The organism is Bradyrhizobium sp. CB2312 (assembly GCF_029714425.1).
In the GTDB taxonomy this organism is placed as follows: domain Bacteria; phylum Pseudomonadota; class Alphaproteobacteria; order Rhizobiales; family Xanthobacteraceae; genus Bradyrhizobium.
On the sequence record NZ_CP121668.1, the window covers coordinates 6,835,427 to 6,854,150 of the forward strand.

The 18,724-nt window shown below is 66.9% G+C and carries 14 protein-coding genes; 3 read left to right on the forward strand and 11 right to left on the reverse strand.

What is annotated here, in order from left to right:
• Positions 1-7 precede the first annotated feature (7 nt).
• Genes fdhF through QA642_RS33390 form a run of 3 tightly spaced genes read left to right on the forward strand, consistent with a single transcriptional unit; the run spans position 8 to position 3,939 of the window.
• On the forward strand, positions 8-2,881 hold the full coding sequence (gene fdhF / locus QA642_RS33380; RefSeq protein WP_283080678.1) for a formate dehydrogenase subunit alpha: 2,874 nt from the start codon (positions 8-10) through the stop codon (positions 2,879-2,881).
• A gap of 4 nt (positions 2,882-2,885) precedes the next feature.
• Entirely contained in the window at positions 2,886-3,716 is an 831-nt protein-coding gene (fdhD, locus tag QA642_RS33385; RefSeq protein WP_283080679.1) for a formate dehydrogenase accessory sulfurtransferase FdhD, read from the forward strand.
• Positions 3,703-3,939 carry a formate dehydrogenase subunit delta gene (locus QA642_RS33390; protein WP_283080680.1) on the forward strand — a complete coding sequence of 79 codons (237 nt, stop codon included), beginning with the start codon at positions 3,703-3,705 and terminating at the stop codon, positions 3,937-3,939. The genes fdhD and QA642_RS33390 overlap by 14 nt, the downstream gene beginning before the upstream one ends.
• Here the strand turns inward: QA642_RS33390 and QA642_RS33395 are convergent.
• From QA642_RS33395 to QA642_RS33445, 11 genes are all read right to left on the reverse strand, one after another.
• Positions 3,896-6,883 carry a bifunctional [glutamine synthetase] adenylyltransferase/[glutamine synthetase]-adenylyl-L-tyrosine phosphorylase gene (locus QA642_RS33395; protein ID WP_283080681.1) on the reverse strand — a complete coding sequence of 996 codons (2,988 nt, stop codon included), beginning with the start codon at positions 6,881-6,883 and terminating at the stop codon, positions 3,896-3,898. The genes QA642_RS33390 and QA642_RS33395 overlap by 44 nt on opposite strands.
• Positions 6,880-8,340: an ATP-binding protein gene (locus tag QA642_RS33400; RefSeq protein WP_283080682.1), complete on the reverse strand. Its 1,461-nt coding sequence runs from the start codon at positions 8,338-8,340 to the stop codon at positions 6,880-6,882. The genes QA642_RS33395 and QA642_RS33400 overlap by 4 nt, the downstream gene beginning before the upstream one ends.
• Positions 8,324-9,004 carry a response regulator transcription factor gene (locus QA642_RS33405; RefSeq protein WP_283080683.1) on the reverse strand — a complete coding sequence of 227 codons (681 nt, stop codon included), beginning with the start codon at positions 9,002-9,004 and terminating at the stop codon, positions 8,324-8,326. Before QA642_RS33405 ends, QA642_RS33400 begins: the two co-directional genes overlap by 17 nt.
• 274 nt (positions 9,005-9,278) lie before the next feature.
• Complete coding sequence (locus QA642_RS33410; protein ID WP_283080684.1) at positions 9,279-10,859, reverse strand: Do family serine endopeptidase; 1,581 nt, start codon at positions 10,857-10,859, stop codon at positions 9,279-9,281.
• A 247-nt stretch (positions 10,860-11,106) separates the two neighbouring features.
• Entirely contained in the window at positions 11,107-11,589 is a 483-nt protein-coding gene (locus tag QA642_RS33415; RefSeq protein WP_283080685.1) for a cytochrome c-type biogenesis protein, read from the reverse strand.
• 5 nt (positions 11,590-11,594) lie between these two features.
• The gene (locus QA642_RS33420) at positions 11,595-13,574 is read right to left on the reverse strand and encodes a heme lyase CcmF/NrfE family subunit (protein WP_283080686.1); all 1,980 of its coding nucleotides are present in this window, start codon (positions 13,572-13,574) and stop codon (positions 11,595-11,597) included.
• Positions 13,571-14,080, reverse strand: a complete 510-nt coding sequence (gene ccmE / locus QA642_RS33425) for a cytochrome c maturation protein CcmE (protein WP_283080687.1) — start codon at positions 14,078-14,080, stop codon at positions 13,571-13,573. The genes QA642_RS33420 and ccmE overlap by 4 nt, the downstream gene beginning before the upstream one ends.
• Before the next feature lie 34 nt (positions 14,081-14,114).
• Positions 14,115-15,242, reverse strand: a complete 1,128-nt coding sequence (gene ccmI / locus QA642_RS33430) for a c-type cytochrome biogenesis protein CcmI (protein WP_283080688.1) — start codon at positions 15,240-15,242, stop codon at positions 14,115-14,117.
• Positions 15,243-15,373: 131 nt separating this feature from the next.
• Positions 15,374-15,643 (reverse strand): hypothetical protein, encoded by a 270-nt coding sequence (locus QA642_RS33435; RefSeq protein ID WP_283087029.1) that lies wholly within the window; start codon positions 15,641-15,643, stop codon positions 15,374-15,376.
• 99 nt (positions 15,644-15,742) lie between these two features.
• Entirely contained in the window at positions 15,743-17,143 is a 1,401-nt protein-coding gene (locus tag QA642_RS33440) for a hypothetical protein (RefSeq protein ID WP_283080689.1), read from the reverse strand.
• A gap of 161 nt (positions 17,144-17,304) precedes the next feature.
• Positions 17,305-18,681 (reverse strand): sensor histidine kinase, encoded by a 1,377-nt coding sequence (locus tag QA642_RS33445; protein ID WP_283080690.1) that lies wholly within the window; start codon positions 18,679-18,681, stop codon positions 17,305-17,307.
• Positions 18,682-18,724: the final 43 nt, after the last annotated feature.

An 18,724-nucleotide genomic window follows, 5' to 3' on the forward strand; every position in this document is an offset into this window, starting at 1 on the left:
AACGACAATGTCTCTGATCGAGGAAATCGACTACGGCACGCCGCGCTCCAAATCGGAAACGATGGTCACGCTGACCATCGACGGCAATCAGGTGACGGTGCCCGAGGGCACCTCGATCATGCGGGCCGCGATGGATGCCGGCCACCAGATCCCGAAGCTGTGCGCCACCGACATGGTCGATGCGTTCGGCTCCTGCCGGCTCTGCCTCGTCGAAATCGAGGGCCGCGCCGGAACGCCGGCGTCCTGCACCACGCCGGTCATGAACGGTCTCGTGGTTCACACCCAGACCGAGCGGCTGAAGAAGCTGCGCAAGGGCGTGATGGAGCTCTACATCTCCGACCACCCGCTCGACTGCCTCACCTGCGGCGCCAACGGCGACTGCGAATTGCAGGACATGGCCGGCGCCGTCGGCCTGCGCGACGTGCGCTACGGCTATGAGGGCGAGAACCACGTCTTCGCCAAGACGAACGGCTGCAGCAACGACCACTGGATGCCGAAGGACGAGTCCAATCCGTACTTCACCTACGATCCCTCCAAGTGCATCGTCTGCTCGCGCTGCGTCCGCGCCTGCGAGGAGGTGCAAGGCACCTTCGCGCTGACCATCTCCGGCCGCGGCTTCGACAGCCGCGTCTCGCCGGGCATGAGCGAGAGCTTCCTCGGCTCCGAATGCGTCTCCTGCGGCGCCTGCGTGCAGGCCTGCCCGACCGCGACGCTGACGGAAAAGTCGGTGATCGAGATCGGCCAGCCCGAGCACTCCGTCGTCACCACCTGCGCCTATTGCGGCGTCGGCTGCGCCTTCAAGGCCGAGATGCGCGGCGAGGAAGTGGTGCGCATGGTGCCGTACAAAGACGGCAAGGCCAATCGCGGCCATTCCTGCGTCAAGGGCCGCTTTGCCTGGGGCTACACCAATCACAAGGAACGCATCCTCAAGCCGATGATCCGCGACCGGATCGAGGATCCCTGGAAGGAAGTGTCCTGGGACGAGGCGTTCACGTTTGCCGCCGCCAAGATGCGCGGCATCCAGAAGACGTACGGCCGTGACGCCATCGGCGGCATCACCTCCTCCCGCTGCACCAATGAAGAGACCTATCTGGTGCAGAAGCTGATCCGCGCCGGCTTCGGCAACAACAATGTCGACACCTGCGCCCGCGTCTGCCATTCACCGACCGGCTATGGCCTCGCCACCACCTTCGGCACCTCGGCCGGCACCCAGGATTTCGATTCGGTCGAGGACACCGACGTCGTCGTGGTGATCGGCGCCAATCCGGCCTCCGCGCACCCGGTGTTCGCCTCGCGCTTGAAGAAGCGGCTGCGCCAGGGCGCCAAGCTGATCGTGATCGATCCGCGCCGCACCGAGATGGTGGAATCGCCGCATGTGAAGGCGCTGCACCTGCCCCTGATGCCTGGCACCAACGTCGCTGTGATGACCGCGCTGGCGCATGTCATCGTCACCGAAGGCCTCGTCAACGAAGCCTTCGTGCGCGAGCGTTGCGACTGGGCCGAGTTCGAGGAATGGGCGGCCTTCGTCGCGCAGCCGAACAACAGCCCGGAAGCCACGGCCATCCTCACCGGCGTCAATCCAAAGGATCTGCGCGAAGCCGCCCGCATCTACGCCACCGGCGACAACGGCGCGATCTATTACGGCCTCGGCGTCACCGAGCACAGCCAGGGCTCGACCACCGTGATCGCGATCGCCAACCTTGCGATGGCGACCGGAAATATCGGCCGTCCCGGCGTCGGCGTGAACCCGCTGCGCGGCCAGAACAACGTGCAGGGCTCCTGCGACATGGGCTCGTTCCCGCACGAGCTGCCGGGCTACCGCCACATCTCGGGCGACGCCGTGCGCGACCAGTTCGAGGCGCTGTGGAACGTCAAGCTCAACCCTGAGCCGGGCCTGCGCATCCCCAACATGTTCGACGCCGCGGTCGAAGGCACGTTCATGGGCATCTACGTGCAGGGCGAGGACATCCTCCAGTCCGATCCCAACACCAGCCACGTGGTGGCGGCGCTGTCGGCGATGGAATGCGTCATCGTCCACGACCTCTTCCTGAACGAGACCGCGAACTATGCCCACGTCTTCCTGCCCGGCTCGAGCTTCCTCGAGAAGGACGGCACCTTCACCAATGCCGAGCGCCGCATCCAGCGCGTCCGCAAGGTGATGACGCCGAAGAACGGCATGGCCGACTGGGAGGTCACCATTGGCCTTGCCAAGGCGATGGGCTTCGAGATGAACTACAGCCACCCCTCGGAGATCATGGACGAGATCGCGGCACTGACCCCGACCTTCGCCGGCGTCTCTTACGCCAAGCTGGACGAGCTCGGCTCGGTGCAGTGGCCCTGCAACGAGAAGGCGCCCGAAGGCACGCCGGTGATGCATATCGACGGCTTCGTCCGCGGCAAGGGCAAGTTCGTCGTCACCGAATATGTCGCGACCGACGAGCGTACCGGCCCGCGCTACCCGCTGCTGCTGACCACGGGCCGCATCCTCAGCCAGTACAATGTCGGCGCGCAGACGAGGCGCACCGAGAACGTGGTCTGGCATGCCGAGGATCGCCTCGAGATCCATCCGCACGACGCCGAGCACCGCGGCGTGCGCGACGGCGACTGGGTGCGGCTGAAGAGCCGCGCCGGCGAGACCACGCTACGCGCGGAGATCACCGACCGCGTTGCGCCGGGTGTCGTCTACACCACCTTCCACCACCCGGACACGCAGGCCAACGTCATCACCACGGACTATTCGGACTGGGCGACCAACTGTCCCGAATACAAGGTCACCGCGGTGCAGATCTCGCCCTCGAACGGCCCGTCCGACTGGCAGAAGGCCTATGACGCGCAGGCGCGGCACTCCCGCCGCATCGCGCCGGCCGAAGCCGCGGAGTAGCCGCATGCACGTGCCGGTCCAGGCCATCGACCGCGAGGTCTGGCGCGACGGTGTCGCGTCCGAGGGCGCACGGCTGATCCCGGAGGAGACGCCGCTGGCGCTGACCTATAATGGCGGCACCTATGCCGTCATGATGGGCACGCCGCAGAACCTCGAGGATTTTGCCGTCGGCTTCAGCCTGGACGAAGGCATCATCAAGTCGGTCGACGACATCAAGTCGCTCGACGTGGTTCGCCTCGACGACGGCATCGAGCTGCGCATGTGGCTGGCGTCGGACGACGCCGCGCGGATCAGCGAGCGCCGCCGCCACATCGCGGGCCCGACCGGCTGCGGCATCTGCGGCATCGAGTCGATTGCCGAAGCGGTGCGGCCTGCGGCCGTGGTGCCGCAGGGGACCATCTTCACGCCGCAGCAGATCATGACCGCGATGCAGGCGATCGCTCCCCTGCAATCGATCAACATGCAGACCCGCGCGGTCCATGCCGCAGCGTTCTGGTCGCCGGCAAACGGCATTGCGGCCCTGCGCGAAGACGTCGGCCGCCACAATGCGCTGGACAAGCTCGCGGGATCGCTGGCGCGGAGCCGGACCGACGCCAGCGCCGGCATGGTGCTGCTGACGAGCCGTGTCTCGGTCGAGATGGTGCAGAAGACGGCCGCCATCGGCGCGCCTGTCATGGTCGCGGTCTCCGCCCCCACTGCGCTTGCGGTGCGCACCGCGGAGGCTGCCGGCATCACGTTGATTGCGATTGCCCGCAGCGACGGGTTTGAAGTGTTCACGCACCAGAGCCGCATCGCGGCTCTTCGTGCCCAGGAGATTATCGATGTCGTCGCCTGACCGCCTCGTCTACATGGCCAACCAGATCGGCAAGTTCTTCCAGAGCCAGGGCCACGACAAGGCCGTGCCGGGGATTGCCGAGCACATCAAGAAGTTCTGGGATCCCCGGATGAAGCGCGCGATCTTCGCTCATCTCGATGGCGGCGGCGTCGGGCTCGAGCCAAACGTGCGCGAGGCGATCATCGCGCTGAAGCAGACGACGTCCCTCCCAGCAGCGTCCTGAACACGCGCCGCACCTCGCTCTGCGTCTCCTTGACGCGAGCCTCCAGCGCGGAGAAATCCGGCGCATCGCCGGCGCGCGCCATCACGCGTTGAAGATCGGTGCCGGCGGTCTCCGGCTTGAATCGGTCACTGACGCAGAGCCGCAGGATCTGCGTCAGATCGTGATAGAGCCGCGCCGCGGCGCGCAGGATCTCGGTCTCCGATTGTGAGAGCACGCCGAGCCTGCATGCATTGTCCAGCACCTGCAAGGTACTGACGTCGAGTATCTCGGGCTTGTCGTGGGCGTGCACGAGCTGGAGATATTGCGCGATGAAGTCGATATCGACCATGCCACCGGCGGCATATTTGAGATCCCAATGGTCGCTCTCGCCCTTCTCCTGCGCGATGGCGTGGCGCATGTCGGCGACATCGTTGGCGGTGATCACGGGATCGCGGCGGCGGGTCAGGACATCGCGGATCACGCGCTCGATCCGCTCGCGGAATTCGCGCGAAGCCGACACCACGCGCGCACGCGTCAGCGCCATATGCTCCCAGGTCCAGGCCTCGCTGGCCTGGTAGTCGGCGAAGGAGACGAGGCTCGAGGCCACCGGGCCAGCGCGCCCCGAGGGACGCAGCCGCATGTCGATCTCGTAGAGCACGCCGTAATTGGTGCGGGTCGTGAAGGCGCTGATCAGGCGTTGGGTGAAGCGGGCGAAATAATGCGCGCCCTGGAGCGACTTCGGTCCGTCCGAGTCCGGATCGTCGCTGTCGAAATCGTAGAGCAGGATCAGGTCGAGATCGGACGAGGCCGTCATCTCGCGGCTGCCGAGCCGGCCCATCGCGATGATCGCGGTCTCCTGATCCTTGATACGGCCGTGCTGGGCGGCGAAGCGGTCGGCGACGAGCCCGTGCACGGTATGGACGATGCCTTCGGCGACGTCGGCAAAGGCCGTGCTCGCCTGCTGCGCCGTGACCGTGCCGGACAGGATGCGCGTGCCGATCAGGAACAGGCTCTCCTGCCCGAACAGGCGCAGGCGATCGAGGAATTCCTCGTATGAGCCGGCGTCCTGCACGGTCGCCGCCAGCCGTCCCGACAATTCCTGCTTGTCCGGCATGGCGCCGAAGAAACGCGGATCGATCAGGCCGTCCATGAGCTGCGGCTTCCGCGCCAGCATCTCACCGAGCCGGGGCGCTGCGCCCAGCACCAGGGCCACGAGCGCGACGAGATCGCGGTTCTGGCCGAGCAGCGTGATCAGCCGGCCGCCGCGCTGGAGCGCCTGGAGGAATTGGTCGAACGCCACGACGGCGCGATCCGGCTCCTCGGCATGGGCGAGCCCCTCGATCAGGGCCGGCACGAACTCGACGAAAGCGCCTCGCGTCTGATCGTTGCGGAACACGCGATAATCGCCGGTGATCCAGTCGCGCACGGTCTGCGCGACGGCGGCAGGCGTCTTGAAGCCGAGCGAGGACAGATATTGCAGCAGGCGCGGATCATCGGGACCTGCGCTGTAGTCGAGCGCCGGCAGCTTTGCGGTGCCGGTCGGATCGTCGCCCTCGAACAGTTTTTCGTAATGCCCCTGCACGATCTCGAGCTGGCGTAGCAGGTCGCGCGCGAAGGCTTCGCGATCCGGATGGCCGAAGAAGCGCGCAAAACGGTCGACCGCCTCCTTGTCGTCGGGCAGCGCATGGGTCTGCTCGTCGGCGATCATCTGGAGGCGATGCTCGACCCGGCGCAGGAATTCGTAGGCCGTGGTCAGCTCGTCGCGCGCAGCGGACGTGATCCAGTTGCTGGAGGCGAGAATGTCGAGCGCGGCGAGCGTCGGCCGCACCCGCAATTCGCGATGGCGGCCGCCCGCGATCAGCTGCTGCGTCTGCGCGAAGAACTCGATCTCGCGGATGCCGCCGCGGCCGACCTTGACGTTGTGCCCCTCGACCGCGATCTCGCTCTGGCCGCGATAGGTCTGCATCTGCCGCTTCATGTCGTGCACGTCGGCAAGCGCGGCGAAGTCGAGATGCTTGCGCCAGACGAACGGTGCGATCTCGGCGAGCAGCGCCTCACCCGCCTTGGGATCGCCGGCACAGGCGCGCGCCTTGATCATCGCGGCGCGCTCCCAGGTGCGCCCTTCCCGCTCGTAATAATTCAGCGCGGCGTCGCGCGAGATCGCCACCTGGGTCGAGGACGGATCCGGGCGCAGGCGCAGATCGACGCGGAAGACGTAGCCGTCATAGGTGCGCTGCTGAAGGATGCGCGCCATGCCTTGCGTCACGCGGACGAAGAACGGCTGCGGCTCGATGTCCGGCGCGAGCGTCGTGGCTTCGGGATCGAAGAACACGATGAGATCGATGTCGCTGGAATAGTTCAGCTCGCCCGCCCCCATCTTGCCCATCGCGAGCACGATCAGCCCGCAGCCTTCCTCGGGAGCTTCCGGATTGGGTGGTGAGAGCTTGCCACGTGCGGCTTCCTGCCGCAGCAGGTACTGGAGCGCCGCCTGCACCGAGGACACCGCGACGTCGGTCAGCGCCGCCGTCACCCGCATCACCGGCCAGACCCCGCCGATGTCGCACAGCGCGGTCAGCAGAGCCGCTTCCGCCTTCATGCGGCGGAGCAGACGCATCACCTCGGCTTCGTCGCCCGCCGCGAGCACTGCGCCCCTCGCCTCCGCGATCAGCGCGGGAAGATGCGCATCCGGATCGCATCCGAGCAGGCGGATCAGGCGCGGTGCATCGGCGCGCACCAGATCGAACAGATAGGGCGAGAATTCCGCGATGCCGGCCAGGATATCCCGCGCGAAGGGATGGCTCAGCAAGCCCTCGATACGGGCCGATTGTGCCGGCTCAAGTTCCGCCAGCCAGCTCTCAAAACGTCGTTCGTCGGTTGCGGAAGCGGCAATATGGGGAGCCTCCGCGAAGCGGGTCGCGAGGCTCACGCCAGTCTTGTCCGCGTTTCCCGGCGCGGAGTGGTTCATGCCACCTTCTGTGGCACATCCGGCAGCGGAGGGGCAACCCTGTCGCCTGCGCCCGCGCGCGACGGCAGCACCAGCGTGGCGACGAGGCCGGGATTGGCATCGCCCAGCCGCAATTCGCCGCCATGCAGCGTCGCAACCGCGGCGGCGAGGCTGAGGCCGAGGCCGGAGCCCGGCAGCGTGCGGCTGGCCTCCAGCCGCACGAATCGCTCGACGACATGCTTGCGGTCAGCCTCGGGGATGCCGGGGCCGCGATCGGTGACGCTGAGCAGCACCTGGTCGCCCTCGCGCTTCGCCTCGATCGTGATCTGCCGAGAATCCATGCTGACCACGGTTCCCGCCGCCTGCGCGACCGGCTTGCCATATTTGATCGCGTTCTCGACCAGATTGGCGAGCGCCTGACTGATCAGTTCGCGGTTGCCGTGAACCGGCGTCGGATCGGCCTTCACCTTCAGGGTCATGCCGTCGTCCTCGGCCAGCGGCTCGTAGAGCTCGTGGATGCCGCCGGCGACTTCGGCCGCGTCGAAATCATCCATGTTGCCGCGCGCCTGGCCGGACTCGGCGCGCGCGATCATCAGCAGCGCGTTGAAGGTGCGGATCAGCCCGTCGGATTCCTCGATGGTCCGCTCCAGCGCGGCGCGGTAATCGGCCTCGCAGCCCGATTTCGCCAGCGCCTCCTCAGCGCGATTGCGCATGCGCGTCAGCGGCGTCTTGAGGTCGTGGGCGATGTTGTCGGAGACTTCCTTCAGCCCTGCCATCAACGCCTCGATCCGCTCCAGCATCGCGTTGAGGTTTTCGGCGAGGCGATCGAGCTCGTCGCCGCTGCGTCCGACCGGCAGGCGCCCGCCGAGATCGCCGGTCATGATGCGCTGGGCCGTGCCGGTCATGGCGTCGATGCGGGTGAGCACGCGGCGCGCGACGAAAATGCCGCCGCCGAGGCCGAGCACGACCACGATCAGGATCGACCATTGCGCGGCCTTGGCGACGATGCCGAACAGGCGCCGCCGCTCGGCGAGATCGCGGCCGATCAGAAGCCGGAAGCCGTTTTCCAGCTCGGTGACGCGCACCAGCGCGCGATGATCGCGGTCATCGGCGTCCTCGATCCGCCGGTAGGCGGTCTCGGACCAGCCGATGGTCGCCATCACACCCGGCGCCAGCGAGCCGACATTGCCGGCGATCGCCTGGCCGGTGGGCGAGGTTACGAGGTAGAGATTGGCGCCAGGCCGCAACGCCCGGTACTCGATTGCACGCGCGACGTAGAACAGGCCGCGACGGCCGTAGATCTCGTTGATCTCCGAGGTCTCGGCATTCACCGTCTGCGTGATCTCTTCGGTGATCAGCCGCCGCGTGTTCCAGGCGAAATAGCCGAGCAGCGAGGCCGCGAACATCGCGAACAGCAGCAGATAGACCAGCGTCAGCCGGAACGCCGTGGTGCGGATGAGTTTACCGAATGCCGTCACGGATCATGTATCCGGCGCCGCGGATCGTGTGCAGCAGCGGCCGCTCAAAACCCTTGTCGATCTTGGAGCGCAACCGCGAGATGTGCACGTCGATCACGTTGGTCTGCGGATCGAAATGATAGTCCCAGACGTTCTCCAGCAGCATGGTGCGCGTCACCACCTGGCCGGCATGCTTCATCAGATATTCGAGCAGCCGGAACTCGCGCGGCTGGAGCGTCAGCTCGTCCTTGCCGCGGGCGACGCGGTGGGACAGCCGGTCGAGCTCGAGATCGCCGACACGATAGAGCGTGTCCTCGGCAGGTCCGCCGCGGCGGCGCGACAGCACCTCGACCCGGGCCAGCAGCTCGGCGAATGAATAGGGCTTCGGCAGGTAGTCGTCGCCGCCGGCGCGCAGGCCCTTGATGCGGTCGTCGACCTGTCCGAGCGCGGAGAGAATCAAGACCGGCGTGGTGTTGTCCTTGTCGCGCAGCGCGCCGATCACCGACAGGCCGTCGCGCTTGGGCAGCATGCGATCGACCACCAGCACGTCGTAATCGCCGTTCTCGGCCATGGCGAGGCCTTCCTCGCCGTCGGCGGCGTGATCGGCAATATGTCCGACTTCGCGAAACGCCTTCACGAGGTAATCGGCGGATTCGCGGTCGTCTTCGATGATGAGGAGGCGCATCGTGCGTTCGGCGGCGGTCAAGGAGGTCAACCTTCTCTAAACATGGCGCGAGCGGCAATCGCATGCAAGCCGAGTGGGACGGTCTCGAACCGAGAAAAAGGCGGGCGGTGAAGCTGGGGGGACTTCACCGCCCTAGGCCTTCCGACGGAGGGGGGCGTAATTCCACCGGAAGGTAGACAGGGGAAGCAAACGTTGCGCTGCTCCCCCGAAGGGCGCCGGCGGCGGGGGCGACCGATGCCGACGACACCCTTCATCTCGTAAGCCTCCTGAGGTCTCAGCCCTTGGCGATGGGCACGGCGACGAAGCGCGACTGGCCGCCGCTCTTCACGCGCATCAGGACGCTGTTCTTGTTGTCGGTCCGCGCCGCGTTGATGGCGTCGCGGACTTCGCCGGCGGTGGCCACGCTCTTGCCGCCGACCTCGAGGATCACGTCGCCTTCCTTGAAGCCGCGTTCGGCCGCGGCGCTCTTCGGGTCGACTTCGGTGACGACGACGCCTTCCTTGCCGGCGCCGGCCACGGAGTTGGCGGGGGCGACGGTCATGCCGAGCTTGGGCACGTCGGTACCCTTGGTCGCGCCCTTGCCGCTGTCATTGTCAATGTCGGCCTTGGCCTCGACCGTGTTCGGCAACTGGCCGAGCGTGAGGTTCACGACCTTGTCCTGGCCCTTGTGCAGCACGTTGAGCTTCACGGTCGCGCCGGGCGCCATGCCGCCGATGGTGCGGGCAAGCTCACGGGCATCCTTGACGGACTCGCCGTTGACCGCGGTGATGACGTCGCCGGATTCGATGCCGGCCTTGGCCGCCGGACCGTTCGCCTGCGGCTCGGCCACCAGCGCGCCTTCGGCCTTCTTCATGCCGAGGCTGTCCGCGATGTCGGAGGTCACCGGCTGGATCTGCACGCCGATCCAGCCGCGGCTGACCGAGCCCTTGTCCTTGAGCTGGGCCACCACGCTCTTCACGGTGTTGGCGGGAATCGAGAACGCGATGCCGACGCTGCCGCCGGAGGGCGAGTAGATCGCGGTGTTGACGCCCATCACCTCGCCGTTGGTGTCGAACGCCGGACCGCCGGAATTGCCCTTGTTCACGGGCGCGTCGATCTGGATGAAATCGTCATAGGGGCCGTTGCCGATGTCGCGGCCGCTGGCCGAGACGATGCCGGCGGTCACGGTGCCGCCGAGACCGAAGGGATTGCCGACCGCCAGCACCCAGTCGCCGATCCGCGGCTTGCTGTCGGCAAGCTTGGCGAACGGGAAGTTGGAGCCGCCCTCGACCTTGATCAGAGCGAGGTCGGTGCGCTGGTCGGTGCCGATCACCTTGGCGGTGTAGGTCTTGCCGTCATCGGTCGTGACCTCGACCTTGTCGGCGCCGTCGACGACGTGGTTGTTGGTCACGGCATAGCCGTCAGCCGAGATGAAGAAGCCGGAGCCCTGGCCCTGGACGACGCGGCCACGGCCGCCACCCTTCAGACCGGGAACGCCGTCCGGACCGCCGAAGCGGCGGAAGAAACGCTCCATCGGCGAGCCCGGCTGGAACGGCGACTGTGCGTCGTCGCCATCATCGTTGCTCGCGGTCTTCTCCTTGATGTTGACCTTCACCGAGATCACCGAGGGCTTCACGCGCTCGACGATGTCGGCGAAGCCGACCGGACGCTCGACCTTCCGGACCTCGTTGTTGACCTGCGCATGCGCCGGGCTGGAGAACAGGTCGGCGGGCGACACCGACGGGCTGAAGCCGTAAACGGCAGCGCCGAGGCCGGCGACGACCGAGGCCATCAGCGCGATCTTGCGCGCGGAAAACACCGACCGGCGCGACTGCCGGTAGGACGGAAGGTTCGAGAGGTCGATACGGTCGTTCATGCAGAGATCTCCAGGGCCTTGAAATCCATCTGGTGCCGGATGTCGGCACCTTTACGGACCTGAAGATGGGGACTTCCGCCTTACCGTGCGCTGGCGGCGGGGTTAAACTTTTGTAATGGAGGGGCGAGCCGGATGCGGCAGTTTATCGCAGGCCGAAAGTCGTGGTTCTTTAGGAACTTAACGGCGGTTCCCGGACGAGCCGAAAGCGAGTTGTTCCGGGCGTTTTTCCAGCTCGCCCGGACGCGCCTCAGGACGATTTCGCCTCGTCCGACATCAAGGCCGCTAGCCGCGCCTCCTCCTCGGGCGTGAGCGGCGGAGCTGGTAGATCCGCACCGCTTTTCGCGCGCCGGCGGATTTGCAGCCATAGCGCGAGGCCGCCGCCGATCAGCAGCAGCGGCGCGAGCAACCAGAGCAGCATGGTCTGCCGCTCGAAGCGCGGCTTGAGCAGTACGAACTCGCCGTAGCGCGCGACGAGAAAATCGAGCACCTGCGAATTGCTGTCGCCGGCCGCGATACGCTCGCGGACCAGAAGACGCAGGTCGCGCGCGAGCGGCGCCTCGGAATCGTCGATCGACTGGTTCTGACAGACCATGCAGCGCAGCTCGCGCGACAATTCGCGCGCGCGGGCCTCCTTCGCGGGATCCGACATGATCTCGTCGGGCTGAACGGCATGCGCCGCCGGCACGGCCAGCAGCATCAAGGCGACGAACGCGGCCATCATCCGGCGCATCACAATCACTCCGCGGGCTGGAGGCGCTGCTTGGCCCGCGCCGGCTTCGGCGCGCCGACCCGCAGGCGACGATCGGACAGCGACAGCACGCCGCCGAACGCCATCAGCACCGGTCCCCACCAGATCAGCAGCACCAGCGGCTTGTGATAGATGCGTACGGCGATTGCGCCCTCGGCGGTGGCGTCGCCGAGCGAGACGTAGAGCTGGCTCGCGCCGCGCGTCAGCAACGCCGCCTCGGTGGTCGAGGAGCCGCGCGTGGTAAAGCTGCGCTTCGACGGCGTCATGACGCTGATCGTCTCGCCGTCGCGGCTGACGTTGAACTCGGCGATCATCTCGCGGTAGTTCGGTCCCTGGCGCGAAAACAGGCCGTCGAGCTTGAGATCGTAGCCCGCGACATGGGCGACGTCGTTCTGCTTCATCGTCGCGATATATTCGCTGTTCCAGGTGGTCTCGCAAACGATCCCGATCAGCGCTACGCCGAGGCCGGCATGCGCGAAGGCCGTGCCCCAGGCCGAGCGCGGCAGGCCGCGCGCGCGATGCAGCGCCGTTGCGAACGGCAACCGCACAAGACCGGTCCTCTCGACGAGGTCGGTGACGGCGCCGGCGATGACGAAGATGCCGAGCCCGATCGCGAGCGGCGCCAGCGTCGCGCCGCCGCTCGCCCAACCCCAGGCGATGGCGACAGCGACGAGGCCGGCAACACCAGCCGCGAGCAGACGCTGCGTCACGCCGAGCAGATCGCCGCGCTTCCACGCCAGCATCGGCCCGAACGGCACGGCAAGCAGCAGCAGCGCGAATAGCGGGACGAAGGTGAGATTGTAGAAGGGCGCGCCGACCGAAATCTTGAGGTCGAGCGCTTCCATCGCCAGCGGATAGAGCGTGCCGAACAGTACGACCGCGCAGGCCACGCTGAGTAGCAGATTGTTCAGCACCAGCGCGCCCTCGCGCGAGATCGGCGCGAACAGCCCGCCCTGCTTCAACGAGGTCGCGCGGACTGCGAACAGCGACAGGCTGCCGCCGATGAACAGGCAGAGGATCAAGAGGATGAACACGCCGCGGGTCGGATCGGTGGCGAAGGCGTGCACGGAGGTGATGACGCCCGAGCGCACCAGGAAGGTGCCGAGCAGCGACAGCGAGAAGGTCAGGATCGACAGAAGGATGGTCCAGACCTTCAGCGCGTTGCGCTTCTCCATCACCAGCGCCGAATGCAGCAGCGCGGTGCCGGCGAGCCACGGCATCAGCGAGGCGTTCTCGACCGGATCCCAAAACCACCAGCCGCCCCAGCCGAGCTCGTAATAGGCCCAGTAGGATCCCATCGCGATGCCGAGCGTCAGGAAGATCCAGGCGACCAGCGTCCACGGACGCACCCAGCGCGCCCAGGCTGCGTCGATCCGTCCTTCCATCAGCGCCGCAATGGCGAACGAGAACGAGATCGAGAAGCCGACATAGCCGAGATAGAGCATCGGCGGATGCACGGCGAGACCGATGTCCTGCAGCACCGGATTGAGATCGCGTCCCTCGATCGGCGGACTGACGATGCGCAGGAACGGGTTCGAGGTCATTAGGATGAAGAGATAGAAGGCGCTGGCGATCCAGGCCTGCACGGCCAGCACATGAGCACGCAAAGACAGCGGCAGATTGTTGCCGAAGGCCGCGACGAGGCCGCCGAACAGCGCCAGGATCGACACCCACAGCAGCATCGAACCTTCATGGTTTCCCCACACGCCGGTGATCTTGTAGAGCAGCGGCTTCATCGAGTGGGAATTCTCGTAGACGTTGGCGACGGAGAAATCCGACGTCACGTGCAGCATCACGAGCGCGATGAACGAGGCGCCGACGAACAGCAGCTGCGCGAGCGCGGTGGAACGCGCCACGTTCATCAGCGCGGCATCGCGCAGGCGCGCGCCGATCAGCGGCACGATGGACTGGATCAGCGCGAGGCCGAGCGCCAGCACCAGCGCGTAATGTCCTGACTCCGCGATCACCGCACCGCTCCCTGCGGGTTGCCCTGCGCCGTCGTCGCGGCAGGCTTGCCGCCGCCAGACGCTTGCGCGCCGTAATCATCCTTCCAGTGGCCCTGCTTCTTCAGGGCATCGGCGACGTCCTTGGGCATGTAGGTCTCGTCATGCTTGGCGAGCACGGTGTCGGCCTTGAACACGCCGCTGGCGTCGAGCGCGCCCTCGGCAACGACGCCCTGCCCTTCGCGGAACAAATCGGGCAGGATGCCCTTGTAGGCGACCGGCAGCTTGGCGCTGCCGTCGGCGACCTCGAAGGTCACCGCGAGATTATCGCCGCGCTGGAGCGAGCCGGGCTGCACCAGGCCGCCGAGGCGAAACCGCTTGCCCGGCGCGACGTGCTTCTCGGCGACCATGGTCGGGGTCGAGAAGAACACGATGGAGTCGCGCAGTGCATTGAGCACCAGCGCGGCCGCGAGCGCGAGCACGGCGAGCGAGCCGCCGATGATAGTCATGCGTCGCTGCTTGCGGGTCATGGCGTGTCCGTTCTCCCGTCTCGTCCCACTATCGTCATCCGTCGAGCCCGAGCGTCTTGAGGCCCTCGTTGAGCTGGCGCAGCCGCTCGGCGTCGTTGGCGACGGCCTGCCGCGCGTCGGTCGAGGCGCCCTTCGCCTTGTCGCGGTCGCCCATCACGAGATAGGCGCGCACCAGGCGCAGCCAGCCCTCGACGTCGTCGCCGTTCTGCTTGAGGCGCGTGGCGAGACGCTCGACCATGCCGCGGATCATCGCGTTGCGATCGCCCTCGTTCATGTCCTTCGACGCTGCGATCGTCTCGTCCGACAGCGTCGGCATCGTGCTGCCGCCGCCGACCCGCGCCAGCGAGGTTTGCACCAGGGGACGCCACGGCGCATCCGCGGGCGCTTTCGCCAGCAGCGCGCGCCAGATGTTGGCGGCATCGTCCTTGCGGCCGTCCTGCTCGGCGGCAAGGCCGAGGAAGTAGTTCGCCTTGGGATCGTCGGCGTTGAGCGCATGCGCGCGCTCGAACTCGCTCTTTGCCTCCGCAGTCACCACGCCACTCGCGGCAGCCGCGATCGCTTCGCCGAGGTCGGACCTTCGCTCCGCGCTCTCGCCGTTGTAGGTGATCGAGTTGCGATAGGCGCGCACCGCATCGTCGAAGCGGCCGAGCCGCTCCAGCACCGGCGCGAGCACGTTCCAACCGCGGCCGTCGGTCGGATTCTTTTCCAGATGTTGCTCGACCTGCACGACGAGGTTCTCGAGCGACTGCGCCATGCCCGAGCCCGTCCCGCGCTCCCGCTGCGCCAGCGGAAAGTCGCGCAACAGCGGCGAGCCGAGCGGCATGTAGACGCCGATCGCAACCAGCGGCAGCCCGGCCAGCGCCAGTACGGCCGCCGCGCGGCGCCATTTGAGGTTCGATTTCGGCGCCAATGCCGGCTCGCTGCCGGCCGCGGCCAGCAGCCGGCGGCTGATCTCGATGCGCGCGGCTTCGGCTTCGGGCGCGGCGATCAGCCCCGCGGCGAGATCACGCTCGACCTCGGCCAGCTGGTCCTTGTAGACCGCGACCTCGCTACCCTGGTTTTGGCTGCCCTGATCCTGCGCGCGTCCGCTGCGGCCGAGCGGAAGGAGCACGGCGAAAATCGCCGCGACCGTCATCAGCGCGAACACGAACCATAGCGTCATCAGGCAAGCTTCCGGCAGCGCGCCACCCGCGCCCATAGCTGGCTTTACACCACGGCCGGACGATGCGGCAATTGACAATTGTCAATTTGGCGCGAGCGCACGCAGTCCCGAAACGGTGGAAATCCAACGGCTTAGCCGATCTCGAAGTCCGCGCTCTGCGCGGCGTTCTCGCCGTGCCCGTCGAAGGCCCTCAGGAAGTATGTTCCCGGCTCGATGGCGTCAGGCAATCTGATGCGCAGCGCCCCGACGGGAACGGGCGATGCAACCCTGGTGACCGTCTCAGGCAGCTGCCGCCCGCTTGCCTTCTCGACCAGCACCACCTTCGCCCCGACCATCAGCCGTTGATATTTGGCAACAATGACGCGGTTCTCGATCTCGATGGAGCTGATGACGGGTTTCATGCGCCCACAGATAGAAATTTCAAAACTTGCACGGCGACCGTAGGGCTCGCCACCGGCAGCGTCAACCACAAATTGTGATCACAAAAATATGCGCTTGGATCAGCTTGCGCGCGACGATTTGCGCTCGCCAGTAGCTGCATTCTCCGCGGCGCGGCTCATCAGCGAGGCGTAGTCATCGCCGAACAGCACTTGGCAGAAGCGAATTGCGGCCTGCACCTGCTGCTGGCGGTAGGTACGGACCTTGTGATCGGCGGCGCGCAGCGATTGCACAAGCTGCTCGGTCGAGCGCTCGACATATTGCTGGAGGTCGGAATAGGTGCGCAGCGTCACCTCGTTGATCGCAAGCTCGCTGGCATAGTTGCGGCAGGTCGCGACGAAATCGATCAGCGCCGCCGTTTCCTCGACCTCGGTGCTGTCGATCCGCGCCCCCGGCGGGATGTCCTTCTCGGGCCGCTGGCGCAGGATGCGGCGGACCCGGCCCGGAACACTGTCGATCTCCGATTGCAGCGCATTGGAGATGTCGGCCCGGATCGAGGTCAGCTGCTTGCCCCAAGTCGAATCGTTGCGCAGGTCGAGCTCGGTGCGCAGCCCGCGCACGCCGTCATGCAGCGCCTTGAGATTGTCGGCAACGTTGTCGAAATGGCCGCGCTTGATGTCCATGCGCAGGATCGCGGCGACGCAGGACAGATCGTGCAGGGCCATCGTGACCGCGACACCATAAGGCGTCGCCGCGACGCGGATCTCGTCGTCGGACGCGGCCATCTTGATGGCGAGGCGGATGATCTGCCAGGGCGCGGTCATCCGCTGCGCCACCATCGAGAGGGCGAAGGGCAGCATCTGCGGCGTCTGGAGCACGGGAATGTTGAGCGCCGCCGTCACCGAGGCGATCTGGGGCTCGCCGAAGGCGCGCAGGAAGCGCGGCAGCTTCTCGTTCAGGGTGGCGATGGCCTCCCGGACCTGGAGCACCGCCCCGATCGAATAGAGATCCTCGATCACATTGGGCGGGCCGACACGGGCGAGCGCGCGCGATTTGTCGCCGCCGCCCGGACCCGTCAGCTCGAAGATGGCATCGGCGGCCACGGCCTGGAGCTTGTGCGCGAGCGCCTCGACCTGCCCTCCCGCCTCGGCCGGCATGCGCGCCAGCGCCGCCTCGAATTCGTTGACCTTGTCCGGCGCGCCGTCGCGGCCGAGCCATTGCCAGATCGGATGCAGCGAGGCGCGACGGATCTGGCCGACCCGAATCGGAGCGCCCGCCTCGACCAGGAACGGTTCCAGCGCCTGGAACAGCAGCCGCGACAAATCATCGGTGCGCGGCAGTGGGGCTTCGTCGGCTTCGCTCTTGCGCACGATCTTGCGCAGCTGCTCCAGCACGAGGGTCGCCACGGCCGTGTCCTGGCCGCGCTCGAGCGCGCGCTCGAACTCCCGCATCAGCAGCGCCTGCGACTGCGGCGGGAGCTGCGCGAGATATTCCCTCAGCCGCTCGATCGATGTCTGGCTCATGCGCCCGGTAATGCACGGTAAAATGGCGGACGTGGGATGCGTCCGGGCGCGATCATAGGAGGCTGCGCCTTAAGAAGCGGTTGAGGACGTTGGCGCGAATGCTCCCTTTGGCTCTGCGAATTGGTCGTCCTCAAGCCGAAAACTCCCGTGGGAACAAGGGATTATATTCCTGGGAGGACCAGCTCGGCGCGCAGGCCCCCGATCGGCGCGCCACTGAGGGACAGGCTGCCGCCATAGAGCGCGGCAAGGTCGGTCACGATGGACAGACCAAGTCCCGAGCCGGGCTTGGACTCGTCCAGCCGCTGCCCGCGCCGGGAGACCTGGGCGCGCTCGGCCTCCGAAAGGCCGCGGCCGTCATCGTCGACGAGGATCCGCAGCCGGGGGCCGGTGTCCGCCTGACGCGCCGTCTCCACCAGGACCTCGATGAAGACCCGGGAGGCCGCCCATTTGCAGGCATTGTCGACGAGATTGCCGACCATCTCCTCCAGATCCTGCCGCTCGCCGCGAAACTTCGCCGACGGATCGGCCTTGGCCTCGACCAAGATGCCGCGGTCGCGGTGGATCTTCTCCATGGTCCGCCGCAGCGCCTCGATCGCAGGCGCAACCTCCGTCACGGTCGCGACCACCGAAACCCGCGCCGCGATACGGGCGCGCTCCAGGTGATGGGCGACCTGGTCGCGCATCACGTCGGCCTGCTCCATCACCTTGGCCGCGAACGGCTCGGCGGCGTGGGCGCCGGCCTCGTTGACGATGACCGAGAGCGGCGTCTTGATCGCGTGGGCGAGATTGCCGACATGGGTGCGTGCACGCTCGACGATCTCGCGATTGGCTTCGATCAGCGCGTTGGTCTCGCGCGCCAGCGGCGCGATCTCGACCGGGAATTCGCCTTCGAGCCGCTCCGCCCGCCCGGACCGGATGTCGGCGATCGATTCCGAGATGCGCTTGAGCGGCGCGAGGCCAAAGCGGACCTGGAACACCGTTGTCAGCAGCAGCACGATGCCGAGCGCGGTGAATGTGCCGCCGAGATAGTAGTCGAAGCTGCGTGTCTCGTCGAAAATCTCGGTATCGTCGCCGGCGACGCTGACGAGGAATTTGCCGTCGGCACCGAGATCGACCGGCCGCTCCACCATGCGCAGATTCTGCCCCTCGGGCCCGTCGACGTAGGCGAGGCGAATGCCGGCGGCGGTGAGCTCGGCGCCCTGCTCCTCCAGCTTCGGCAGCTTCTTGTCCCACAGCGAGCGCGAGGAGCGCACCTCCGGCTTCTCGGTGTCGGTGCGCGTGATCTGCCAGTACCAGCCGGACAGCGGCAGCTCGAACAAGGGCTCGCCCAGCGACTGGAACTGGCGGTCCGGCGGCTCGTCGGGCGTCGCGACCTCGGCGATGAGGGTGCGCAGATAGAGATTGAGCCGGCGGTCGAAGGCGCGCTCGGTGGCGTTCTTGTAGACCGACGACAGCACGACGCCGGTGATGGCCAGGATCACCACGAGCCACGCCGTCGCCGACAGGAACAGCCGGTTGGCAAGTGAGCTAGCGGCCATCGGAACGGTCCCGGCAGGCGCAGGATGTCAGGGCGTCGAACGT